The following is a 23,241-nucleotide window of genomic DNA, read 5'->3' as shown; positions in this document are numbered from 1 at the left end:
TTATTTCACTCCCAAAACTGGTCCATGAAAACCATGTGTCAAGGCGATGGCCAATGCATCGGCGGCATCTGCTTGCGGTTTTCGACTTAATTTTAATAGATGTTCCACCATGTGCTGCACCTGCTCTTTTGTGGCGTGGCCATTGCCCACAACCGTTTGTTTAATGCGCGTTGGTGTGTATTCATGAATCTCAATATTCGCTAAAGCCGCCGCACACATCACAACACCGCGTGCTTGCCCTAACTTAATGGCAGATTGAGGGTTTTTATGAACAAAGACTTGTTCAATCGATAAGACATCCGGCTGATAGAGCCCGATCAATTGATCAAGCCCTTCAAAAATCGTCTTTAAACGATTGCCGGTGGTTGCCTTCACATCCATGCGAATGCAACCACTGTCGATGTATTTAGCTTTATGATTGACCCATTCAATCACGCCATAACCTGTGATGCGACTGCCTGGGTCAATGCCTAAAATAATCACAATTGACTCAAAATCTCGCTAGAGATGTCCGCATTAGAGTACACATTTTGTGTGTCATCTAAATTTTCTAACATGTCCAACATTTTGATCATTTGTTTGGCATCATCTAATGATAACGCCACATTATTTGCCGCGCGCATTGTCACTTCTGACTCTTCAGGCTCTAACCCTTTTTCCACCATAAAATTATAAACCGTTGCATAATTTTGTGGTGTGGTTAACACATCAATGGAAGTATCATCATTGACAACGATGTCATCGGCACCTGCCTCAATCGCCGCATCTGTGATGGCATCTTCATCGGCACCTTCAGGATAAGACAATACGCCTGTTTCTGTAAATTGGAAGGCAACAGAGCCAGACACGCCCAAATTACCGCCACATTTTGTGAAGGCATGACGAACTTCACCAGCGGTACGGTTACGGTTATCTGTCACACAGTCCACCATCACAGCCACACCGCCAGGACCATAACCTTCATAACGAATCTCTTCTTGCGCGCTGTCAGAATCACCGCCTAAACCACGCTTGATGGCACGCTCCATCGTATCCTTGGACATGTTGTTAGACAACGCTTTATCCATCGCTAAACGTAAACGCGGATTGCTCGAAGGATCACCATTGCCTGCCATGCGCGTAGCGATGGTGATTTCGCGGATCAAACGCGTAAAAATTTTACCGCGTTTCGCATCCTGTGCGCCTTTACGATGTTGGATATTTGCCCATTTACTATGACCTGCCATGAAAGCTCCTTAAACTTTAACAATTAACTGCATGTACACTCAAAATCAATGCATTTTATCACAAAGCCCCCCGGGGTTTGCAACCACCGACAAAGATTCCCCGTGTGAGCGCTTTGATGGTTGGTTATTTTGCCCCTGTGCATTATCATTTAGGCGACACTTTGATTCATCAAATCATCTCAAGGAAACCTTTTATGTCCCTTTATCTTGATCACTTAAACACACTTCACGCAAAAGCGGCAGATTTTTTAGCCACAGAACAATTAGATGCTTTAATCCTAACCGCGGGCATGCCACATTTTTATTATGACGATGACATTGAGATTCCCCATAAAATGCCCGCAAGTTTACGCCATTGGATTCCTGAAAACATTGGCACACATCAATATTTAGTGATTACAAAAGATGCACGCACACTTTACAGCCACCGCCCGAAAGATTTTTGGCTCAAAGTCAAAGAGAGTTTTGGCCCATGGTCGGACGCCTTCACCCTTGAACCTCATGAGTCATTAGAAGGCTTATTCGCCGCCTTAAACAACGCCACACAAACACAAAAAACCATTTGGCTCGGCCCTGATGTACCCGATGAATTTGCCCACAACATCGCCACACAAACACAAAAAATGGCCATCGACAGTTGGCGCCTCATTAAAACTGAGTTTGAAATTGAATGCATGAAGCTTGCCTCGATCCGCGCGGCTTCTGCTCATGTAGCGGTGCGCGAATCACTCAGCGAATACATCAGCGAATTTCAGATGAATTTAGATTATTTAGATGTAACTGGGCTGCGTGAATCTGAATTACCGTATGGCAACATCATTGCTTACAATGATCATGGCAGCATTTTACATTATCAAGATTTAGATCAAACGCCGCCTGCCGTTTTAAACAGCTTTTTAATCGATGCCGGCGCTGTGTATGACGGTTACATTGCAGACATTACCCGAACCCATCCGGGAGAGGATGCCGATCCTTTTTTCATCACGCTCCTTAAACACATGCGCGCCATTAAACTCGTATTGATTGATGAGTGCAAAGCGGGCGTTTCCTATATGGACATTCATCGTTATGCCTTAAAACTCATCGGTGAACTGTTGATTGAGCATCAATTCATTGTGAACATTGAGCTTGCAGATGCTGTAGATAAAGGCATTGTGCGCGTCTTCTTCCCACATGGCATCGGGCATTTATTGGGCTTAAACACGCATGATACGCCAAGCATTGCCAAATCCTTAAAAAAGAGCAATGAAACCTTTAAAACCCTGCGCCTGACGCAATCGCTGCAAAATAATATGGTGCTCACCATTGAGCCTGGCATCTATTTCAATGATACATTGATCACTCAAGCGTTAGAAAATCCTGAAATCGCGTCACATTTAAACCTTGAGCGCATCAACCCGATGATGAGCTATGGCGGCATTCGTGATGAGGACAACATCGTCATTTGTGATGATCAACCGCGCAACCTGACCGCTGAAGCATTTGCTGAAATTGGCGCACCCAATTTTTAATTCTCTCTTCATGAACACATAAAAAAATCCCTTGCCATGGCAAGGGATTTTTGTCTTCAGCCGTCAATCATTAGAAACTAAAGATTTTCTGAATGCCGATGCGTTTAGGATCTAAGACCTTCTGATTCAACAAACTACGATCATATAAATCGCACTCTAAACCACCTGTTAAATCACCTTCACAATAAGCGGCATAACCTTCAGGATCCGTGGCATGCGTGCTGTTCTCTTCACCCACTGCCACAATTAATTCCTCTGCGGCCTTAGCATCAATTTTTTTAAGATCATCAATGTTAGTCACACTGTTTCCTTCTGGCGCTGCATATAACTCATCACCAGTTAAACCACCTGGTGCATTGTTGGTTTTACCTTTGTTACTTAAACCAATTTTATTGGATGCGCCACCGGTTTTCACATCAATCGCCAATGATTTACCAAATGCTGCATCTGATAAGCATGGATCATCTAAACCGTCAATCGGTTTACCGCCTTCACGCTCATGCACGCCCCATGTTGAAAAGGTAATCGCTTTATGACGCGCATCATACTTTGGCTCTTGAATGACACGTTCACCACTTTTATCACCATCGGCAATCAAACGTAAATACCAACCATCTTTGTTAGAAACATTAACAGGTGCTTTAATCTCTAATTTATGTGTGTCTGTATCTGTATAGTTGACATTTGCCTTATTAGCATATTCAACCTGACCTGGGCTCAAATCTTTTTGGGTTAAAACAGGGGCTAACACTGATGCAGCACTAGAGTTCATCGCACTTGCTTTTGCCGTGGAAGCAGCGCTGGTTTGATTCGAGTCAACCACTGCATAAATACTATGTTCAACCAAAGATTTTTCACCACGGTCAAGCTCTTTACTCGCAGCCATACCCGTACCAAAATAAACCGTCACTTTGCCCGTAATGTCATTTTTCAATAATAAAGGTTTAATGGAAATGGCGGATTGTCCAAAACCTTTTTCCGGTGCTTTAAATAAAGCGGTGACTGTGACATCACTATCTTTTAATCCTTTACCATTAAAATCAACTCGATAAAGTGTGCCTGAGTAATCGCCCACATAAATGCGATCCACCATTTGACCCGCACCTTCAGCATGCACCAACATCGATGGCGTTGATGCACCACCACCTTGTGGATTGAGAACAATTTCACGAATTTTTTCACCCGTATGGGCATCAATGAAATAGAGGCTAGATTTTTTTACACCAAAACCATTACCAAATACAGCAACGGCTTGCCCGACTTTGACGCCATTTAAAGGATTCGTCCGATTAAAAAACTCAAAACCCGAATAAGTGTAGCCTAAGTTTTCAAAACCTTTGGTTCTAAACTCTTTAGGCCCTTCGTTAATGATTTCAAACAATGGTTTAATTTGATTAGATGTCGTAGTAAATAATTGACCATTATTGGTTGTACCTTCAAAGATACTGTAACCCACTAATCCTTTACCACCACTACCCATAGATGTTAAACCAATGGTTGCATATTGATTGGCACCCACTTTAGCATCCACAAAATTGGTTCGTCCTTCCATCACCAACGTTGCCGATCGATTCACTTTGGCAATGTCATCGATTCGACTGGCCAACATTTTTGGAAAATATGCCGTGTTGCGTTCACCTGCACGATAACCTCTAGCCAGCCCTCTTTCCGCATTGATAAAATTAATAAAACCATTATTATCACCCACAACCAAGTGATTCACAGGTTGATTTTTCGCTTTAAACATCAGCCATTTAACCAAACCTTCTCTTAACTCACCACCCATTTTTTTAGGCGTAATGTCAATATATAATTCATCTTTATTGGCCAATTTAATGTCTGAGTTTGTCACACTACCAATGGGCGTTAAACGTCCACGTAAATTGTGTGCATGTGTTGTCACCTCATGATCTGTCAACCATGTCACATATGTTCTGTCATAATTGTTACCTGAATCAGGATATGCCTTTTTATAAATTTCATTCATGGCACGAATGGATCGATCATCGCTCAAAAGTCCGCCTAATGTGACATATCGGCCCTGATTACTTTTAACCGTTTGATCTGTATTCCATAACTCTAAAGTTGCCTGTTTTGGCTTACCTGCCGCATCCACTTGCGGGATTTTTTTGCCTGAAGCATCTTCAGTCCAGTCACTGATATAAGGCACCATGGCACGAATGGTACCAAACTGCTGTCTAAAGTTGTAAGTGGTATCGTAACGAATGGCACCCATGGATGACAAATCACCTTTTCTCGGTGTGCCAAACAAAATATCAGCATTCGCCTTATCATTCATGGCTTTCGTACTACTGGTACTTTTGATAATGGCAGAGAAAATCGTATCAAAGGCCAATAAAAGATCTTGAGCCGTTCCCTTATTTTTTTCAAACCCTAAATTCATACCTTTACTGGCACTGGTTAATTCCGTATAAACATCTGCTGTGGGTTTAATGTACAAACTCACACTGTGCACTGTAATGGGCATTTTGGTTGAAAATTCATCATGCCAATCTTTACCTGCATCATCCTTATCTTTAATGCCCCAAACTTCTCTACGCCATGGATCTAAACCCAATAGTTTTGGTTTAAATGCATCACGTAAATCTGTATTGGCGGCAATATGACCCAATGTCGAACCAAATCTACCCAGTTCAACTGAGCTGCTTAAAATCACACCATTACTGATCACATCTGTATTGGAATTTAAAGAATGGACATAACGACCGAATAAATGTTTATCCACCTCAGCAATGCCCACAGAGGTATCACCATAGGGTTGTCCATCTGTCATCACAATCATATGGTTTTGCTGACAACGATATCTTAATGGTGTTTCTAATTGTCTGCCCTCATAATATCTAGCTCGATGTGACTCATATTGAATGGTACCATTCGCGTTCATCCCACCACGCGCAGACACTGGCATGCCTCGAAACATTTTCAATGTATCGTAAACTGCAGGACGAATGGGTGTATTGCCCGGAGAGCGTTCCAATAATTTTGAAATTCTGTCAATCACATCCCATTTAAAATTAGATTCACTCATTTTTGAATAATCATCTAAAGGCAGTTGAATCAATCCAGATTCATTACGAAATTGATAGATTAAAGTAATGCCCAAATATGCTTTATCACGATATTTATATAATAAACTTTGTACAGCATCGTCTAATGCTTTAGTTCGCAATATATACCGACCACCTGGGCGATCTAAAATATCTCGTGATTTCATTGATCCTGAATCATCGAGCACCATATGAATATTCGGCTTCGCTTGGGCGGTATTAAACACAGGCTCCGTCGATGGCACAAATTCTTTTTTTTCTTCAGAAAAGGCTAGCGACCCGATGGCAACGGGGGCTAAGGCGAGTAACATTTTTATCAATAATGTTTGCTGTTTCATGGATGACTCTCGATACCCTAATTTGTTATAAATGACTGTCAATTCTATGATCGAACCTAAAGTGATCGTTCCGTTATGGTACTGAAAAATCTCATAATATAGTGCTCAACCATCATATAATTTATAAAAAATTGCTTTAAATCAAAGTGCCCACATTCAGAAAACCTCGCACTTTACGCAATTTAACTTTTATATTATAGAACATCTCTGTCTAAGTTTGACAAAATACATCGGTAAATCAACAAAAAGCGCCATACAGCGCTTTTGTTGAATCTTAAAAAACTGACATTGCTTTACTTTTTACATTGTGAGGTGATGAATGGATTATCATTGCCTTGCATTTTAGCGATGATCTCATTGCGGCGGCACTCCCAAGCATCCACAGGATACGTGCGATTCCATTCATTCATGAGCTTTTTCTCTTGCTCAGCCACTTTGATGCCATAACGCGCTTCCATGTATAAATAAGTGCGGGCAATCACGCCTTTGATCTCATTACGTGGCTGCACTTGGCGCTTTTTAGGATCCACAGCAAAATGGCATTTGCCATACTGACCAAAGCGCTTGGTAAACTCACTGTAACGGAAATTTGAACGATCCCCATTCACCTCCCCAATGGCTGGCTGCAAATTATGCATATCCCCTTCCATCACATTAAATTTGGCATAATCTTGGCAATTTTTACGGCCACCTTCTTGCCAACACTGCAAGTTTTTACCAAAGTTATGAGCGGGCATGACATGCTCCCACTCAATGCGGTTAGCACGCGCAATGTTGCTTTGATTGCGCACTTGATAACCACATTTTTTAAAATCTAAACTCGATTTACGCTCTTCATAGGTGAAATCACAACCACAATAAAATTCTTTAATGTTTGGATTGTCTTTGTACAATTTGATCAATTTTGTTTTGGCTTTTGCAAACGTTTGTACGTCACGCGAATCACCCTTATCACTCTTTTCAATGATGGTTTTGCCACCAAAGAATGAAGCGATCAATGCAAAGACAATCATTGCGATCGTTTGTAAGGGACGTCGTTGAAATTGTGTCCACAAGCGAGATAAATCTTGTGGGGTCACGGTTTTTTGTGGTTTTTTCGCCATCTTTTATGCCATTTGTATCATTAAAAGTCGCATACTATAGCAATCTATGGGCAGCACCTCAATCAAACCTGAGATTTTAAATTCTGCTATAATGCCAAAATCCGTCAACTCAGGGCACTCGCATGAATCTCACATTCTTAGGCACCGGCGCTGGCCGTCCATCTTTACAACGCAATGTCACCAGCATGGTTTTAGATTTAACCCAAGAACGTCATGAGATGTGGCTATTTGATTGCGGCGAAGCCACAGGCCATCAAATCCAACGCTTACAGCAACAAGAATCTAAAAATAATGTTCAATTGCCTGGCATCACGTTGCCTAAAATTTCTAAAATTTTCATCACCCATTTGCATGGTGATCATATTTTTGGGCTGTTTGGTTTTTTAACAAGCCGCTCTATGACTGGTTGCCAAAAGCCATTGACGCTCTATGGCCCGAAAGGCATTCGTAAAATCTTAGAAACCGTGATTGAGATTTCTGAATCCTTTATGCTCTTTCCCTTTGAGATCATTGAATTAACACCAAACAGCGATCCAAGTCAGCCATTCACTGTGTTTGAAGATGATACCATTACGGTTACAGCCATTGAATTGCAACATCGTGTGCAATCCTTTGCCTATCGAATTGAGGAACATCATCCCCATCGTGATGGGAAAACTGTGGTGATCTTTGGGGACACTTATCCTTGCGATAATGCCATCACCATTGCCAAAGATGCTGATTTTATGGTGCACGAAACCACATACGCAGCAGAGTTTGAAGAACTCGCCTTACAGCGTGCCCATTCAACCACGGTACAAACTGCCACAACGGCACATACAGCAAATGTGGGTAAACTTTATATGACCCACATCAGCTCACGTTATTATAATCAAGCATTGCAGCAGCAACTGATTGATGAGTGCCGCTCAATTTTTCCAAACAGCCATTTAGCTCACGATCTACTTCGTGTGGAGATTTAATTTTTCCCACAAATCCGGGCGGCGTTCTTGAGTGTCTGCAATTGATCGCTCAGTGCGCCATTTGGCAATGTTTTTGTGATTGCCTGAGAGCAACACATCTGGCACACGCATGCCGTTGATCTCTTCTGGGCGCGTATAGTGTGGGCAATCTAATAATCCATTGCTGAAGGAATCTTGCTCAAAGGATTCATGATTCGATAACACATCTGGCAACAAACGCGCCACTGAATCAATCACCACATTAGCTGCAAGCTCACCGCCAGATAACACATAATCCCCAATCGATAATTCAAGATCAATTTCACTGTCAATGATGCGCTCATCAACCCCTTCATAACGACCGCACAGCAAAACAATGTGTGATTGCTCAGAGAGCGTTTGCACGAGTTGTTGATCCAACAATCGACCGCGCGGCGAGAGATAAATGCGATAACCACGCGCTTGACGGGTTGCTTTAATCTCATCAAAAGCATCTTTTAAAGGCTGATACTTCATCACCATGCCAGGACCACCGCCATATGGGCGATCATCCACAGTATGATGAATGTCTGTGGTGTATTGACGAGGATTCCAACAACGGGTTTCAATGCTGCCCTTTTGATGAGCGCGTCCGACAACGCCAAGTTCGCAGTAACCCTCAATCAATTCAGGAAAAAGCGTGATGACATCAAAGATCATCTTCATCCCAATCCACTAAAATGACACGATTTTCCAAGTCCACATCTAAAATGGCATGACCACGTGTGAAAGGAATCAATGTGGTTGCGCCACCTTTTTTCACGATCATCACATCATTTGCGCCCGTTTCTAAAAACTCAGACACTTCCCCAAAGACATGGCCTTCAGTATTTTTCACCGTAATGCCCAATAAATCTGCCCAGTAAAATTCACCCTCTTTGAGGTCTTCTAACTGATCGCGCTCAATGAAAAGCTGTAAACCGTAATAAGGCTCAATCGCTGTGCGATCAATGAAGCCTTCAAATTTGATCACCAAGCTTTTGCCTGCATATTGGGCTTTTTCCACCACCAATGTTTGCCACTCATTGTTTCTGAAGACATATAGATGATCATAGTCAAAGATGGCATCTCTTGGGCGCGTTTCAGAAAATACTTTCACAAAACCTTTTAGGCCGTAAAAACCGTTAATTTTACCCACAACAATTTTATCGTGATTGTCCATATAAATCGCCTTCAAAAAAAAACCTCACTCGAGCGAATGAGGTATTTCTATTATTCAAAACTAATTATTGAGCTTTTTTGTTTAACTCATTAATTAATTGTTTAACACGATCAGTTGGTTGTGCACCCACACCTTTCCAATAGTTTAAACGATCCATATCAATGCGTACACGTTCTTCTTGACCTGAAGCGATTGGGTTAAAGAAACCTAAACGCTCAATATAACGACCTGTTGCAACGTTTCTGCTGTCTGCAGCAACGACTTGATAGAAAGGGCGCTTCTTAGATCCACCACGTGCTAAACGAATTGTAACCATAAAATAAAAATCCTAAAAATATCAATAATTAAATAACACAGTACTTCTTTTAAAATATAGAGACACGATACATAGAGAAGCACAAAAATAACATCTCATTCTACTACAAAAGTTAGAAAAAGAAAATATTTAAGCGTGTACAAATGTTGGCAATGTAAATTGTGCAAAAATGGAGAACTCTTCTTCTTCGCATGTCACCCATTCATAGGCATCCCGCTGGCTCATCAACTCACGAATCAAAAGATTGTTCAATCGATGTCCTGCTTTATAGCCCACAAATTTACCTAAAATCGGATAACCTAATTGATATAAGTCACCAACCGCATCCAACAATTTATGACGCACAAATTCATCCGGATAACGCAAACCACCTTCGTTTAAAATGCGGTAGTCATCCACCACAATGGCGTTGTCTAAACTGCCCCCTAAACCTAAGTTGTATTCGCGCATCTTTTCAAAGTCACGCATGAAACCAAAGGTTCGCGCACGTGAAAACTCTTCGATGAAAACTTTTGCTGAAAAATCACACGCAACATGATCGCCCGTGCGATTTAAAACAGGATGGTTAAAGTTAATGGTAAAGTCTAAGGCAAAGCCATTGTATGGCTCTAATGTTGCCACCTTATCATCTTCTTTGACGCTCACTGTTTTCTTAATTTTAATAAAGCGCTTTGGCGCTTCTTGATCAACGGTGCCCGCTGATTGCAATAAGTAAACAAACGGTGCAGAGCTGCCATCCATGATGGGCACTTCCGCCGCACTCACTTCAATCAACACGTTGTCAATCCCGAAAGCAGCAAGGGCTGCCATCAAGTGTTCAACCGTAGACACAGTCTCTTTTGAGTCCGGACCACTTGCAATTTTTGTGGCAAGCATGGTCTCGATCACGCCTTCAGCCGACACTTTAAAAGGTGTACTGTTTGGCATGTCACTGCGTTTAAATTGAATGCCAAAATCAACGGGCATAGGATGCAACGTCAGGGAAACTTTCTTCCCTGAGTGTAAACCGATGCCAACGGTTGAGATGGTCTGTTTTAACGTTCTTTGCTTAATCATTAATTTGATTGCTTTCTCAAAAAGGCGGGAATATCTAAGATTTCACCAAACAATTTGTCCTGCTTAGAACCGCGACGCTCCGCAGGATGCTCTTCTTCCTGCTCTTCCACAGTCGTTGCAACGCGGCGACGTGTGGTTGGTGCTGTTGTGGTGTCTTTTGGTGCATCTAAACCAGTTGCAATGATGGTGACACGTAATTCATCACCCAACTCTTCTTCGATGGCAGTACCAATGATCACGGTTGCATCATCAGACGCATATTCGCTGATCATTTGACCCACTTCATTGTATTCACCAATGGATAAGCCCATGCCACCTGTAATGTTCACTAAAATACCCTTAGCACCCGCTAAGTTAATGTTGTCTAACAACGGAGAGGCAATGGCTTCTTGTGTCGCTTCACGCGCACGATTGTCGCCAGATGCTGAGCCCACGCCCATCATCGCCATACCTTGTTGGCTCATCACTGTTTTCACGTCATTGAAGTCAAGGTTGATTAAACCTGGCTTAATGATGCTCTCAGAGATGCCTTGAACAGCGTTGTACAACACGTTGTTTGCTGCGGCAAATGCCTCAACTAAACTGGCGGTTTTACCCAACACTGTCAATAAACGTTCGTTTGGAATGGTGATCAAAGAATCGACATGATCGGCCAAAACTTTTAAGCCATCATTGGCCGCTTTTTCACGCTTTTTGCCTTCAAAGCTAAAGGGTCTTGACACCACAGCAACGGTTAAAATTCCCATTTCACGGGCAATCTCAGCAATCACTGGCGCAGCACCTGTTCCGGTACCACCGCCCATGCCTGCTGCCACAAAAACCATGTTCGCACCATCTAATGCTTCTTTGATGCGCTCTTTATCTTCTAGAGCGGCTTGACGACCGATCTCAGGGTTTGCACCAGCACCTAAACCTTTGGTCAATGATGATCCTAATTGGATCATGATTTCTGCTTTGGTTTTTTTAAGTGCTTGCGAGTCAGTATTAGCGGATAAAAAGTGAACACCTTTTAAACCTGAATCAACCATATGAGTTACAGCGTTGCCACCAGCGCCACCAACGCCAATAATTTTTATAATTGGTTTTTGGTCTTCAAAGTCTTGGTGTAATTCAAAAACTGGCATCTATAAAACCCCATAAAAAATAAAATTCACGCCATTATAGCAAAATATTCTTAAATATTAAAAATATTGCTTTAGCCCCTTTTTGACTTTTTGAAGGAAGGTCAACTTCGGTGCCTCTTCAATCAGTCCACGATGATTTATCAAATATTCTTGATGCTTTCCTAGCAATCCTATCACATTTGCATACTCTGGATCACTAATATTGATATTTTTTTCACGCAGTTTTGGATCAAGCTGCACATTTTTAACATACCCGACACGCACCGGTTGGTCAAAATATCTGATCGCAGCATCCACGAAACCATCAATATTAGCAGCGCCCCCTGTAAACACAAGCCCTGCCCCTAACATGTGATCATAATAGTTGCTTTTAAGGGTTTGACGAATGAGCCCAAAGAAATCATCATAGCGTGGCTCGATGATGGCGGCTAAATCAGCGCGCGAGACGGTTTTTACACCTTGATGCACTGGCATGCTCACCATCTCACCATGAGGCACGCGATCAACGCTCGCTGAACCATATTTGACTTTAAAGCTTTCTGCAAGATCCGTACTCATATGCATCACACGGGCAATGTCCATGGTGACAAAGTCACCGCCAAATGGAATGCTCACCACATCTTTTAATTGACCATTGATGTAAATGGCTAAATCTAAAGTGCCGCTGCCAATGTCCACTAAACAGACGCCTAAGCGCTTTTCATCTTCCGTTAATACCGCAATTGAAGAGGCTAAACCTTGAAACACAAAATGGTCCACATCAAAATTACAGCGACGGATACATTTACGTGTATTGTCTAGTGCATTGCTCGCCGCAGCGATTGCTAGCGCCTTGACCGCTAAGCGAATGCCCGCCATGCCAATGGGATTGGTGATGCCTTTTTGCTTATCAATCTCATACTCTTGGGGAATCATGTTGATGATTTCAGAGCCCTGAGGCAACGCCATGTCATGAGCTGTGTTCAACACCTCTTGCTTATCTTTATACGTCACTTCTTTACGATTGATCGGCACCATACCACCAGTTTCATAACACTCAATGTGTTTGCCAGACAACGACGCTGAGAGCGAATAAATTCTACATTCGCTCTGTTGCTCTAAATCTGTGATCGCATTTTTCACAGCCGCAGCCACTTGCTCAATGTCTGAGATTTCACCCGCATTGACGCCATATGTTTTTTGGCGGCTCAATCCACGAATGATCACATGATGATCATTCACTTCCGCCACCACTGCCAACACTTTGCTGGTCCCAATGTCTAAACCAACCACTAAGCTTGGCGTTTCTTCATTCACAACTTGTTTATTATCTGCCATCACTTTACTGTTTCCATTTCAATGCATATCCATGATCATATCGAAAATCGATCGCCATGATGCTGTCCATTTTTGCTCGAATCGAAGAAGGATAATGCAAAATAAATTTTCTTAACCTTTCTTCAAATAAACTTGAACCTAAATACAATTCTACATTATTTTCTAGAATGATGGTCCAAGCACCTCGATAATCGAGAATAATTTTATCCACTTTCACACCAATGGTGCGCATCGCTTGCGTGATTTTTTGCATGCCATCGAGCATTTTCATGCGATGTGCCTCAGGCCCCACAAGGTTGATCCAATTGACATTCGGCATCAAATCAGGCTCAAAAATCTCACCATCGGCTTCAATCAAATAAAGATCATTCCACATCGCAACAGGGCGGCGCTCTTCAATCAATAACTCAATGGATTCAGGCCAATGACGCACCACATGTGCTGATTTAATCCAAGGATGCGCGTTTAATTGATCGCGCTGCTGCGTTAAATCATAACTGACCAAGTTTTGCCCCATCAACTCATTGATGATGCGCTGTTTATGATCGCCCGACACATAATGCTCTGTACCATTGATGGTGTGAAACATCACATTTTTTACAGGGAACAGATTATTGACAGACAAATACATCCAACCCCAAATGGGCGATGTACACACCACGATCACCGTTAAGACCACAATGGCAAAACGCAGGTGCCGACCGAGGGCTTTAAACATCTCCCCCCATTGAAATGGCTTTTTGTAATGTGCACCGCGCTTCTTTCTCGCCCATGTCCATGTATCATTAGGCTGATGGATGCGCTGTGCACCGACAGGTTTGGCGTGCTTCATCAATTATAAAGTTGTCTTTAAAATTTCGATGCAAAGCGCATCATAATCCATGCCCACAGCATTTGCCGCCATAGGTACCAATGAGTGCCCCGTCATTCCAGGTGACATGTTCACCTCTAACAACCAAGGCAAGCCTTGTGCATCTAACACAAGATCCACTCTGCCCCAACCTTTGCCACCCACTGCATGGAACGCTTGTTCACACAATGCACGAATCTCTTGCTCTTTAGCTTCATCTAGACCGCATGGGCAAAAGTAACGCGTATCATCACGCAAATATTTCGCATCAAAGTCATAAAAAGTTAAATCTGTTTCCATGCGAATCAATGGCAAGGCTTGATCGTTTAAAATGCCACAGGTGTATTCGCCTTCGCCAATAATCCAAGGCTCTGCAAACACTAAACCACTTTTACCTTTTGCATTGTGCCAAGCAGCTAATAGATCTTCCGCACGCTCAACTTTACTCACGCCCACACTTGAACCATCTGCACTTGGCTTCACTGCCAGCGGGAAAATCCCCAATTCTGCAACGCGCGCCACATCCGCTTCATTATTCATTTCAAACGTTTGTAACACCGGCAAACCTTTGGCCTGCCAAATGGCTTTGGTAAACACTTTATCCATACCCACCGCACAACCTAATGTGCCGCTGCCGGTATAAGGAATGTTTAAATAATCCAACACCGCTTGAATGGTGCCATCTTCACCCGCACCACCATGTAAGCTGTTCATCACGCGATCAAAACCATGCTCCGGCAAATACGCCGCAATGTTCACTTCACTTGGATCAACGCCATACGCATCCACGCCTTGGCGCTTTAATGCTGCCAATACCGCTTCACCTGACCACAAAGAGACTTGGCGCTCAGAGGACTCGCCACCTAACAATACCGCCACTTTACCAAATTGATTGACATCGATTGTCATTAGAGTGCGCCTCCCTTATAAAAATTCGCTGCAATGCCGCCAATGCTGCCTGCGCCCATCATCACGATGAGATCATCTTCTTTTGCCATGCCTTGATAGACCGTTCGAATGTCTTGTAATGTTGGGGCAAAATTCACTTTATGCCCAGCAGCTGCTTCAATCGCCGCGATCAATTTATCAATGCTCACGCCATCCTTAGGCTGTTCACCGGCGGGGTAAATGTCCGTTAAAATCATGTCCGGATAATTTTTTAACACCGTCACAAACTCATCAAACAACTCTTCTGTGCGCGAATAACGGTGGGGTTGAAATGCCAATACCACACGTTTTTTAGGATACGCTTCTGTCAATGCATTCATCACGCTCTGAATTTCCGTTGGGTGATGACCATAATCTTCCATCACTGAGACATTGCCACCGGTTTTTAATGGCACATCCGGATGGAATTGAAAACGGCGACCGACGCCTTTAAATTTCATCAAACCACGACGAATCGCAGGGGCACTCACCCCTAAATCTGTGGCAATGGCAATGGCTGCAATGCTGTTTAAGGCACTGTGTTTACCAGGCAATGCCACCGTAAATTCACTCACGCCAAAGGGCGTTTTCACCAAAAACTCTGTGCTCATTTTATTCGAGCGATATTCCAATAATTGGAAATCGGCATCTTCTGATTCACCATATGTGATCACCGGGCGCTGCAAAGCAGGAATGATCTCACGCACACCCGCATTATCCACACACATCACCACTAAACCATAAAAAGGTAAATGATGCAAAAAGTTCACAAATGTCTGTTTTAAGGTATTAAAATCACCATCATACGTGGACATGTGATCTTTATCGATGTTTGTCACAATCGCTGCCATTGGGCGCAAATAGAGGAAAGAGGCATCAGATTCATCCGCTTCTGCCACAAAGTATTCCCCTAAGCCTAATTGTGAGCTCGATAAATTATTGGATTTATTAAAGCGACCACCCACCACAAATGTGGGATCAAGCCCCGCTTCTTCTAAAATCGATGCCAATAAGCTTGTGGTGGTGGTTTTACCATGTGTACCCGCCACTGCAATGCCATAATGAAAGCGCATCAATTCGCCAAGCATTTGAGCACGCGCAATGATGGGAATGCCAAAATCTTTTGCCGCCACCACTTCAGGATTGTCATTGTGCACAGCCGTTGAAACCACCACAACATCGGCGCCCACCACATGACTGGCATCATGACCAATCTTCACCAAGGCACCTAAAGCAATCAAGTGCTCAACGGTGGTGGATAAATTAATGTCTGAACCTGTCACCTCATAACCAAGATTCAAACACACCTCGGCAATCCCACACATCCCTGTGCCACCAATACCGATGAAATGAATACGATTGATTCGGCGCATGTTGCCTGCGCGTTTGTAGTGCATTGTCTGTGTCAAAATAACATCCTTTTTAAATAAATTGAGGACTAGAAAGTACGCTCAATTGCCTCGGCAATTTCATCCACTGCCTTGGGTTTCGCATTTTTATGTGCATTTTCCGCCATTTCTTGGGCGCGTTCAAGTGTTATGCCATCCAAAATCGTAATCATCTGTTGTGCATCAAAAGTTTTTTCATCAATGCAATATGCCGCATCACTCTGAACTAAAAACGCTGCATTTTTACGCTGATGATCATCCACCGCTGTGGGCAACGGAATCAAGATGCTGCCAAGCCCAACGGCTGTCAATTCTGCTAAAGTCAAAGCGCCTGCTCGACAAATGATGATGTCCGCCCACGCATAAGCTTCCCCCATATCCTCAATGAATGGGGCGATGCGAAATGGCGTCACACCCGTTGTCGCCCAACTCGCATTGGCTTCATCAAAAAGTTTTTGCCCAGTTTGATGCCACACTGCAATGTTACGCTTTGAACCTGCAATCACAGTCGGCACAATGGTGTTTAAAAAACGAGAGCCTTGAGAGCCCCCCACCACCAAAACACGCAATTCATTGGCATCATGACCCGCAAAGCGCGTTTGAATATTCGGCAATTGAAACAATGCTTCACGCACAGGATTACCCACATATTGACTATTGGCCCATTGAGGCAATGGAAATCCTGTCATCACATGTTGGCTCATTTTAGCCAAATAGCGGTTCGTCATGCCTGGCACTGCATTTTGCTCATGAATCATGAGTGGAATTTTTAAAGCATTGGCGGCCAATCCGCCGGGCCCTGATGCAAAGCCCCCAAACCCCATCACGCATTTAGGAGAGAGCATTTTTAAAATGGCTTTAGCTTCCCTGACTGCTTTGAGCATTTTAAAGGGCAACATCAACCAACCTTTTAAGCCATTGCCACGTAAACCTTTAATGCTCAAAGAATAGAGCTCGATGTTGTGCTTTGGCACTAAAGTTGTCTCTAAACCATGGGCACCAAGCCATGCCACGCTATAACCTTGTGCACGCAATTTTTCAGCCACTGCAAGCCCCGGGAAGATGTGTCCACCTGTCCCACCTGCCATGATGACCACATCAACCTGCTTCGCTGTTTGCTTCATCTTTCTCCACCTTTACTTGTGTTCGTTTAATCAACTCGCGCTGCGAATCCACATCAATGCGGCACAAAATGCCAATGGCAATCAATAAGGTCACAATACTAGAGCCACCATAGCTCAATAAAGGCAATGTCAAACCTTTTGTGGGTAAGCGCCCCATTGCCACAGCTAGATTAATGAAGGCCTGCCCCACAATCCACATGCCGATGCCATAACTTAAATAGGCACCAAAGCGCATATTGCAAAACTCAGCGCGCTTACCAATGATGAATGCGCGGGACAATAGCATGGTAAAAATGGCGATCAAAATCACCACGCCCAATAATCCAGTCTCTTCTGCATAGACTGCAAAAATAAAGTCCGTGTGGGACTCTGGCAGATAGCCCAATTTTTGCACACCCTCACCAATGCCCACGCCCATCCATTCACCGCGGCCAATGGCCATTAAGGAGTTGATGAGCTGAAAGCCTTCGCCATATTTATCATCCCATGGATTTAAGAAGGTTTTCAAACGCGCCACACGATATGAAGCGCTGAACAACACGAACAACATGCCACCGACGGTCACAATCATCACCACCAAGAAATTTCGCATCGAAACCCCGGCAATGAACACCATGCTTAAACCAACGCCAAGCATCACCACTGTTGAACCAAAGTCTGGCTCAAGGAGCAGTAACACGCCATAAAAGCCAAGCACCAATAAAATGGAACCTAAGTGCACCCACTCTTTACGCAGTTTCTGATAATGGGCATCTAAAAACGCTGCCACATAGATAAAAATCAGAAGTTTTGCCATCTCTGAGGGCTGAAAGTTAATGGGGCCAATTGGAATCCACCGCATCGATCCATTGATCTCGCGCCCGATGCCAGGAATCAGCACCAAAGCTAAAAGCAATGCAGCCGCAAAGCCTGCCACAAAATGCATGTTGCGCCAGAAAGTCAAACGCATGCGAAACGCCACCCAACCTAAAAAGATGCCCCCCACAATGAAAATCGCTTGCTGGCGGGTGTAGTGATACCAGATCACTTCATAGCGTTCTGTGGTGTAGGATGAGGCAGAAGTCACCATTAAAATACCGATCACCAATAAAACGGTCACCGCACTGATGAGCCACGGATCCACATACACACGTTTTGGCACACGCAGGGCTTCTTTAAACATACGGCTCCTTCACTAAGGCATGAACGTAGCGCTCAAAATGCTCACCACGGTCATTAAAACTTTTGAATTGATCAAAACTTGCACAGGCCGGTGAAAACAACACCACTTCGCCTGCTTTGGCACGTTTTGCAATGGCTGTGACAGCACTTTGTAAATCACGACTGTAAACAGACTCACACGTGGCAGGAATGTGCGGCGTGATGGTGGAAATGTCTTCCCCAATTAAATACACGCCAAGCATATTGTCATCATCTAGCAATGTTTGTAATTCTGAAAAATCTTGATCTTTCGTCACACCACCTAAAATGAGCCATTTAGGTTCTAAAAATCCTTCAATGGCGGCAACCGTTGAGGGTAAATTGGTGGCTTTTGAGTCATTGTAATAACGCACGCCATCCATCACCGCCACTAAAGCACAACGATGTGGCAATGCTTGATAATGCAAAATGGCATCACGCAGTGCCGCTTCTTTCACACCTAATAGCTTTGTGATCGCACACGCCGCCATAACGTTTGCATAATTATGCAATCCACCTAAGCTGATGTCCGTAAGATGAATATTGATATCACCATTGGTAATGGCTGCAGGCAGATTATTTTGCCATTGCATATACCAAGTGGCGGCATCATTTTTAAGGCTAAATGTTGTTGTGCTCAAGGATTGATGAGACACATAATCCATTAAATAGGCATCATCTACATTCACCACCGATTGTTTGGCCATGTGCAATAATTTAAATTTAGAATGTGCATAATGGTCAAAATCACGATAACGATCAAGATGATCGGGCGCTAAATTCAAAATCGCCGCCACTGTCACATCTAAATGCTCTGTGGTTTCTAATTGAAAGCTTGACAGCTCTAGTACATATAAAGGATCGCAAATGCCCTGAGCCTTTGCCGCTAACCACAAATTCAGTGCAGGTTCACCAAGATTGCCACCCACAAATACAGCACGATCATCTTTCGCTAAAATGTCCGCCACCAATGTTGTCACTGTACTTTTACCATTTGTCCCCGTAATGCCAACAATGGTTTGCCCTTGTGTCAGGCGCGCAAACAGCTCAATGTCTCCGCCGATGTGATCTTTGGGCAAACGCGCTAAGCAACTTTGCAATTCAGGCGTGGCTAAAGGTACGCCTGGACTTAACCATAAATAATCACAATCATTGAGCCAAGCCTCACAAAAACCACCGATATGACAATCTGCCCCTAATGCAGCAATTTCTGAGTGATTCGGCGGCGCGTCTCTTGAGTCCATCGCGTAGATGTGGGTTGCCCCAAGTTCTTTTAAGGCTTTGACTAAGGACAATCCTGTAATCCCAAACCCCACCACTAAATGTTTAGCTGATCCCTCAATCGGAAACATGACAAGCGCCTCGCTCTTTAAATGTAATTGTTTCTTGCTGCAATACAGCATGATTTTTGTCAAAAATCGTCCGCTGCCACACTTTTTGCTGCCTGTGATCTTTCAGTGTGATCTTCACAAAAAAGCGTGCGGAGACATTTTGACAAGTGCCGGAAATTTTATACCCATCTTGGTGATTTTCAATCAAATTGTCGCAAAATTGCGCCAACTGCGCTGAATCTTTATTCACCGAGAAGATTTTGGCAAATTCTTCCTGACTAAAGCATAGCGCATCCTCACTGATTAACGTGCGCGCTGCCCCCTCAATGCGTTGATGAGATTTTGCCCAAAGACGGGGTGCCTTTCGGTCAATCAAATGGGTCATGTGCTGACTTTGCCAAAGAATGCCTAAGGCTGTGAACATCAATAGCCCACAGCTGATGATGATTTTGTTCATGATTCCTAAAATTAACGCGCATAAAAAAACCTTAAAAACAGAGTACCATTTTTAAGGTTTTAAGAGAATGTACAATTATTCTTCGTCAGTTTCGCGTACTTCTTTCTCGTGTTCTTGACGTTGACGTTGAAGCGTCATCGCTTTATCTTTCATTTTCAGATATTGCTTTTCAAGCTTATTGACGGCTTCATCAATCGATACATAGAGATCATCGGTTGTGGCTTCTGCATTAATGTCTGCCGCATGGGGAACATTCATGCTGATTTCAGCTTTCTGGCGTTTGTTTTCCACAGATAACACCACGTCCACTTGCGTGATTTGATCACGATGACGCTCGATTTTGCTTAAACGTTCTTTGACATGTTCTTGGATTGCAGCGGTTAATTCTAAACCATCACCAGTAATGTTAATGTTCATAACTACTCCTTTTATAATCGACGTTGAAACGTTTTGTTGTGACTGTGTAGCTGTTACTTACCCCTCACATTAATACAGATTCTGAGAAATGAGAAGGGATAAATCCGATTCGTACAATGTTTAATCATCCCCTAAGGCATCTAATTGATCCACCGAAGGTGCATAGAGATAACTGCCGGTCACGGCATGGGTGTAACAGAACATGCGATCAAAATGCTCATCTTTTTCACCACACATATTGGTGAGCATCGCATCAATCGCCGTCAAATGTACACAATAACCCACAAAATACAAACCATGTTTGCCGCTTGCTTGACCATAGGGCAAGCTTTGACGCACGATTTCAAGCTCCTCACCATCTTCTTCAATCACCACGCGCTCTGTGTGTGCACCGACAGGCTTTTCATCATCACCCATTTCGATGTCATCTTGTTTTGTGCGCCCAAAGGTGCCCTCTTGTGTGGCTAAATCTAAGTGGTGAAACTGCTCTAAATGATGTTCCCAACGCTGGGCAATCACGTAGCTGCCGCCCGCATCGATACCATCATTGATCACTGCAACATCGACGCGATCCTGTATGCCTTTAGGATTTTCTGTGCCATCGACAAAACCGCCTAAATCACGCGCATCTAACCAACGAAAACCATGCACTTCTTCCTCAATCGTCACCACATCTTTAAAAATGCGGACAAACTCTTGAGCAAGTGTGAAATTCATTTTATGTTCATTTGACACCAAATGCACAAAGAGATCGCGCTGCGTACCGGCAACCATGCCATGAGCTTTATCTGTGAGATCAAATAATTCAGGCGCACTGTCATCATTGCCTGATAATTTTTTCCATGCTTGTTGGCCAAATGCCATCACAGAGGCAATGCCCATGTGACCATAACGGGTTTTGTATGAACGAATGCGCGCCATAAACTCAGCGATGGCATCTTTGATGGCATCCATATCCTCTGTTTTAAAATTTGCTTCAATAAAAATGGCATGATCTCGATTTTCCACAACCATGCCATCTTGATAATTCAATTCGCTCATTCATTCACTCCAAAAGATCATTATTGCTATGTGATGGCTCATATTATGGGGATGATTCCACCTTTTAAAAGCACAACTTCAATAAAAATGATTTAAAACAATTTTTCAGTCAATCGCCGCATGAAGCACCACCCTTCATGCAGCAACCGATGCCTTTACTTAATTAAACGGCTGATCTCTTTAAATTTCGGATGTTCTGCCGTTTCTAATAATTCAAACAACAAAGATTCTAATGATGTGACCCCAGCGCCATAACCAACCATGCGATCAATGCCAATCTCCTTGTTCTCTTTTGTGCGTGAAGAGACACAATCGACCACCACATCTACCGTCACATCATTCTCTTCTAACAATAAATCACGCGCGGTTTGAAAGACGCACACATGGGATTCAATACCTGCTAGCAACACATGATCCGCCCCTGATTCTGCCAACGCACGGCGAAACCCAGCTGAACCCATCGCACTGAAACAATTTTTAATGATGGGTGAATAGCCACCTGCCACTAAAATCTCTTTCAACGAGCCCACCGTTTCCCCTAAACCTTGAGGATATTGCTCTAACCATAAAACAGGCACATCCAAGATTTGTGCGCCTTTGAGTAATTTTTCAAGTTGTGGCACAAGTTCATCTTGATTGTGCATCACTTGTGTGAGTTTCTCTTGTACATCGACAAATACAATGATTGGGTTTGCGTATTTCATCTCTCAATCCTCCACGGATGGTTAAAACTCATAAGCATAATAGAGCGCATAGCTCTCAATGCCTTCATTGGGCCTTTTCAAGCCCGCATTTGAATAGTGGATGGCGCGTGCACCAAAAGTATGTGCGCCAATGGTTGCCCCTATTCCAATACGATCCTCAAAATTCACGCTGCTGCCTAGATTTTGATCCCCTACTTTGGTTTTCGAAAACGCCGCGATTCCGACACCTAATTCAATAAAGGGTTCCATGCCGCTCCCCGTATAAAAGTTATAGGTTAACACGGGACTTAAAGAGATCGAGCTCACATCTTTGCCATATTTGCCTTTTTCCCAATAAGTGTACGCCACATCCCAATAGCCTGATAAATAACCCACAGATGTGTCAAAATATTTCCCTTCCCAAGGCGATCTTGCGCCAATGCGAAACGTATTTTCACTTTGCCCGGTGTGCCCTGCGGACACCTCTAACTGCCAAGCATTCGCTAAATTCACAGAGGCGGCAACCATCGTTGCAAGCATCACTCTTTTTGTTAGTAGATTCACGTGATTCACTCCAGATTGAACAAAATGATCTCAATATAACCGATTGGTTACCAAAATTAAACCATCATTCCTCAGACTC

Annotated in this window: 23 protein-coding genes; 2 read left to right on the top strand and 21 right to left on the bottom strand. The window is 43.4% G+C overall.

Annotation, left to right across the window (positions count from 1 at the left end):
• Nucleotides 1-483 (bottom strand): crossover junction endodeoxyribonuclease RuvC, encoded by a 483-nt coding sequence (ruvC, locus tag B143_RS0109440; protein WP_008316737.1) that lies wholly within the window; start codon nucleotides 481-483, stop codon nucleotides 1-3.
• Nucleotides 480-1,226 carry a YebC/PmpR family DNA-binding transcriptional regulator gene (locus tag B143_RS0109435; RefSeq protein ID WP_018123083.1) on the bottom strand — a complete coding sequence of 249 codons (747 nt, stop codon included), beginning with the start codon at nucleotides 1,224-1,226 and terminating at the stop codon, nucleotides 480-482. The genes ruvC and B143_RS0109435 overlap by 4 nt, the downstream gene beginning before the upstream one ends.
• 194 nt (nucleotides 1,227-1,420) lie before the next feature.
• Here B143_RS0109435 and pepQ point away from each other — a divergent pair, with 194 nt between their 5' ends.
• The gene (pepQ, locus tag B143_RS0109430; protein ID WP_155964890.1) at nucleotides 1,421-2,737 is read left to right on the top strand and encodes a Xaa-Pro dipeptidase; all 1,317 of its coding nucleotides are present in this window, start codon (nucleotides 1,421-1,423) and stop codon (nucleotides 2,735-2,737) included.
• A gap of 70 nt (nucleotides 2,738-2,807) precedes the next feature.
• On the opposite strand, the gene B143_RS0109425 is transcribed toward pepQ, so the two are convergent.
• Nucleotides 2,808-6,143: a pilus assembly protein gene (locus B143_RS0109425; RefSeq protein ID WP_018123081.1), complete on the bottom strand. Its 3,336-nt coding sequence runs from the start codon at nucleotides 6,141-6,143 to the stop codon at nucleotides 2,808-2,810.
• 293 nt (nucleotides 6,144-6,436) lie between these two features.
• Nucleotides 6,437-7,246: an endonuclease gene (locus B143_RS0109420; protein WP_008316741.1), complete on the bottom strand. Its 810-nt coding sequence runs from the start codon at nucleotides 7,244-7,246 to the stop codon at nucleotides 6,437-6,439.
• A gap of 122 nt (nucleotides 7,247-7,368) precedes the next feature.
• On the opposite strand from B143_RS0109420, the gene B143_RS0109415 reads away from it, so the two are divergent.
• Nucleotides 7,369-8,208, top strand: coding sequence for a ribonuclease Z (locus B143_RS0109415; protein ID WP_018123080.1), 840 nt, complete (start codon nucleotides 7,369-7,371; stop codon nucleotides 8,206-8,208).
• Here the strand turns inward: B143_RS0109415 and trmD are convergent.
• From trmD to B143_RS0109330, 17 genes are all read right to left on the bottom strand, one after another.
• Nucleotides 8,188-8,886, bottom strand: a complete 699-nt coding sequence (gene trmD / locus B143_RS09790; protein ID WP_051063866.1) for a tRNA (guanosine(37)-N1)-methyltransferase TrmD — start codon at nucleotides 8,884-8,886, stop codon at nucleotides 8,188-8,190. The genes B143_RS0109415 and trmD overlap by 21 nt on opposite strands.
• Nucleotides 8,876-9,388 (bottom strand): ribosome maturation factor RimM, encoded by a 513-nt coding sequence (gene rimM / locus B143_RS0109405; protein ID WP_018123078.1) that lies wholly within the window; start codon nucleotides 9,386-9,388, stop codon nucleotides 8,876-8,878. The genes trmD and rimM overlap by 11 nt, the downstream gene beginning before the upstream one ends.
• Before the next feature lie 64 nt (nucleotides 9,389-9,452).
• The gene (gene rpsP / locus B143_RS0109400; RefSeq protein ID WP_008316748.1) at nucleotides 9,453-9,704 is read right to left on the bottom strand and encodes a 30S ribosomal protein S16; all 252 of its coding nucleotides are present in this window, start codon (nucleotides 9,702-9,704) and stop codon (nucleotides 9,453-9,455) included.
• A 129-nt stretch (nucleotides 9,705-9,833) separates the two neighbouring features.
• A complete protein-coding gene (lpxC, locus tag B143_RS0109395; protein ID WP_018123077.1) occupies nucleotides 9,834-10,760 on the bottom strand; it encodes a UDP-3-O-acyl-N-acetylglucosamine deacetylase in 927 nt (308 codons plus the stop codon).
• Complete coding sequence (gene ftsZ / locus B143_RS09785; protein ID WP_008316753.1) at nucleotides 10,760-11,884, bottom strand: cell division protein FtsZ; 1,125 nt, start codon at nucleotides 11,882-11,884, stop codon at nucleotides 10,760-10,762. The genes lpxC and ftsZ overlap by 1 nt, the downstream gene beginning before the upstream one ends.
• Before the next feature lie 57 nt (nucleotides 11,885-11,941).
• The gene (gene ftsA, locus B143_RS0109385) at nucleotides 11,942-13,201 is read right to left on the bottom strand and encodes a cell division protein FtsA (RefSeq protein WP_018123076.1); all 1,260 of its coding nucleotides are present in this window, start codon (nucleotides 13,199-13,201) and stop codon (nucleotides 11,942-11,944) included.
• 4 nt (nucleotides 13,202-13,205) lie between these two features.
• The gene (locus B143_RS0109380; protein WP_008316755.1) at nucleotides 13,206-14,033 is read right to left on the bottom strand and encodes a cell division protein FtsQ/DivIB; all 828 of its coding nucleotides are present in this window, start codon (nucleotides 14,031-14,033) and stop codon (nucleotides 13,206-13,208) included.
• Nucleotides 14,034-14,036: 3 nt separating this feature from the next.
• Nucleotides 14,037-14,960: a D-alanine--D-alanine ligase gene (locus tag B143_RS0109375; RefSeq protein WP_008316756.1), complete on the bottom strand. Its 924-nt coding sequence runs from the start codon at nucleotides 14,958-14,960 to the stop codon at nucleotides 14,037-14,039.
• On the bottom strand, nucleotides 14,960-16,375 hold the full coding sequence (gene murC, locus B143_RS0109370; protein WP_008316757.1) for a UDP-N-acetylmuramate--L-alanine ligase: 1,416 nt from the start codon (nucleotides 16,373-16,375) through the stop codon (nucleotides 14,960-14,962). The genes B143_RS0109375 and murC overlap by 1 nt, the downstream gene beginning before the upstream one ends.
• A gap of 41 nt (nucleotides 16,376-16,416) precedes the next feature.
• Nucleotides 16,417-17,490: an undecaprenyldiphospho-muramoylpentapeptide beta-N-acetylglucosaminyltransferase gene (murG, locus tag B143_RS0109365; protein WP_018123075.1), complete on the bottom strand. Its 1,074-nt coding sequence runs from the start codon at nucleotides 17,488-17,490 to the stop codon at nucleotides 16,417-16,419.
• On the bottom strand, nucleotides 17,465-18,652 hold the full coding sequence (ftsW, locus tag B143_RS0109360; RefSeq protein WP_018123074.1) for a putative lipid II flippase FtsW: 1,188 nt from the start codon (nucleotides 18,650-18,652) through the stop codon (nucleotides 17,465-17,467). Before ftsW ends, murG begins: the two co-directional genes overlap by 26 nt.
• Nucleotides 18,645-20,021, bottom strand: coding sequence for a UDP-N-acetylmuramoyl-L-alanine--D-glutamate ligase (gene murD, locus B143_RS0109355; RefSeq protein WP_018123073.1), 1,377 nt, complete (start codon nucleotides 20,019-20,021; stop codon nucleotides 18,645-18,647). Before murD ends, ftsW begins: the two co-directional genes overlap by 8 nt.
• Entirely contained in the window at nucleotides 20,008-20,457 is a 450-nt protein-coding gene (locus tag B143_RS0109350) for a hypothetical protein (RefSeq protein ID WP_018123072.1), read from the bottom strand. The genes murD and B143_RS0109350 overlap by 14 nt, the downstream gene beginning before the upstream one ends.
• A 75-nt stretch (nucleotides 20,458-20,532) precedes the next feature.
• Nucleotides 20,533-20,874, bottom strand: coding sequence for a ribosome hibernation-promoting factor, HPF/YfiA family (gene hpf / locus B143_RS0109345; protein ID WP_008316765.1), 342 nt, complete (start codon nucleotides 20,872-20,874; stop codon nucleotides 20,533-20,535).
• A 120-nt stretch (nucleotides 20,875-20,994) separates the two neighbouring features.
• Nucleotides 20,995-21,915, bottom strand: a complete 921-nt coding sequence (locus tag B143_RS0109340; protein WP_018123071.1) for a Dyp-type peroxidase — start codon at nucleotides 21,913-21,915, stop codon at nucleotides 20,995-20,997.
• Nucleotides 21,916-22,070: 155 nt separating this feature from the next.
• The gene (locus B143_RS0109335; protein WP_018123070.1) at nucleotides 22,071-22,619 is read right to left on the bottom strand and encodes an isochorismatase family protein; all 549 of its coding nucleotides are present in this window, start codon (nucleotides 22,617-22,619) and stop codon (nucleotides 22,071-22,073) included.
• Nucleotides 22,620-22,640: 21 nt separating this feature from the next.
• Nucleotides 22,641-23,138 carry an acyloxyacyl hydrolase gene (locus B143_RS0109330; RefSeq protein ID WP_018123069.1) on the bottom strand — a complete coding sequence of 166 codons (498 nt, stop codon included), beginning with the start codon at nucleotides 23,136-23,138 and terminating at the stop codon, nucleotides 22,641-22,643.
• Between the last annotated feature and the right edge of the window lie 103 nt (nucleotides 23,139-23,241).

The organism is Wohlfahrtiimonas chitiniclastica DSM 18708 (assembly GCF_000375345.1).
In the GTDB taxonomy this organism is placed as follows: Bacteria; Pseudomonadota; Gammaproteobacteria; order Cardiobacteriales; family Wohlfahrtiimonadaceae; genus Wohlfahrtiimonas; species Wohlfahrtiimonas chitiniclastica.
The sequence above is the reverse complement of the archived record's forward strand: the minus strand, read 5'-3'. Positions and strand labels throughout refer to the sequence as shown.

What these genes read in the sequence shown, in the direction of transcription:
- B143_RS0109350 (WP_018123072.1), bottom strand. Translation starts at nt 20,457, where the DNA reads ATGAACAAAATCATCATCAGCTGTGGGCTATTGATGTTCACAGCCTTA.
- B143_RS0109435 (WP_018123083.1), bottom strand. Translation starts at nt 1,226, where the DNA reads ATGGCAGGTCATAGTAAATGGGCAAATATCCAACATCGTAAAGGCGCA.
- ftsZ (WP_008316753.1), bottom strand. Translation starts at nt 11,884, where the DNA reads ATGCCAGTTTTTGAATTACACCAAGACTTTGAAGACCAAAAACCAATT.
- trmD (WP_051063866.1), bottom strand. Translation starts at nt 8,886, where the DNA reads ATGATCTTTGATGTCATCACGCTTTTTCCTGAATTGATTGAGGGTTAC.
- B143_RS0109340 (WP_018123071.1), bottom strand. Translation starts at nt 21,915, where the DNA reads ATGAGCGAATTGAATTATCAAGATGGCATGGTTGTGGAAAATCGAGAT.
- B143_RS0109425 (WP_018123081.1), bottom strand. Translation starts at nt 6,143, where the DNA reads ATGAAACAGCAAACATTATTGATAAAAATGTTACTCGCCTTAGCCCCC.
- B143_RS0109420 (WP_008316741.1), bottom strand. Translation starts at nt 7,246, where the DNA reads ATGGCGAAAAAACCACAAAAAACCGTGACCCCACAAGATTTATCTCGC.
- hpf (WP_008316765.1), bottom strand. Translation starts at nt 20,874, where the DNA reads ATGAACATTAACATTACTGGTGATGGTTTAGAATTAACCGCTGCAATC.
- murC (WP_008316757.1), bottom strand. Translation starts at nt 16,375, where the DNA reads ATGCACTACAAACGCGCAGGCAACATGCGCCGAATCAATCGTATTCAT.
- ftsA (WP_018123076.1), bottom strand. Translation starts at nt 13,201, where the DNA reads ATGGCAGATAATAAACAAGTTGTGAATGAAGAAACGCCAAGCTTAGTG.
- B143_RS0109415 (WP_018123080.1), top strand. Translation starts at nt 7,369, where the DNA reads ATGAATCTCACATTCTTAGGCACCGGCGCTGGCCGTCCATCTTTACAA.
- rpsP (WP_008316748.1), bottom strand. Translation starts at nt 9,704, where the DNA reads ATGGTTACAATTCGTTTAGCACGTGGTGGATCTAAGAAGCGCCCTTTC.
- B143_RS0109375 (WP_008316756.1), bottom strand. Translation starts at nt 14,960, where the DNA reads ATGACAATCGATGTCAATCAATTTGGTAAAGTGGCGGTATTGTTAGGT.
- murD (WP_018123073.1), bottom strand. Translation starts at nt 20,021, where the DNA reads ATGTTTCCGATTGAGGGATCAGCTAAACATTTAGTGGTGGGGTTTGGG.
- murG (WP_018123075.1), bottom strand. Translation starts at nt 17,490, where the DNA reads ATGAAGCAAACAGCGAAGCAGGTTGATGTGGTCATCATGGCAGGTGGG.
- ftsW (WP_018123074.1), bottom strand. Translation starts at nt 18,652, where the DNA reads ATGTTTAAAGAAGCCCTGCGTGTGCCAAAACGTGTGTATGTGGATCCG.
- rimM (WP_018123078.1), bottom strand. Translation starts at nt 9,388, where the DNA reads ATGGACAATCACGATAAAATTGTTGTGGGTAAAATTAACGGTTTTTAC.
- B143_RS0109330 (WP_018123069.1), bottom strand. Translation starts at nt 23,138, where the DNA reads ATGCTTGCAACGATGGTTGCCGCCTCTGTGAATTTAGCGAATGCTTGG.
- B143_RS0109380 (WP_008316755.1), bottom strand. Translation starts at nt 14,033, where the DNA reads ATGAAGCACGCCAAACCTGTCGGTGCACAGCGCATCCATCAGCCTAAT.
- B143_RS0109335 (WP_018123070.1), bottom strand. Translation starts at nt 22,619, where the DNA reads ATGAAATACGCAAACCCAATCATTGTATTTGTCGATGTACAAGAGAAA.
- lpxC (WP_018123077.1), bottom strand. Translation starts at nt 10,760, where the DNA reads ATGATTAAGCAAAGAACGTTAAAACAGACCATCTCAACCGTTGGCATC.
- pepQ (WP_155964890.1), top strand. Translation starts at nt 1,421, where the DNA reads ATGTCCCTTTATCTTGATCACTTAAACACACTTCACGCAAAAGCGGCA.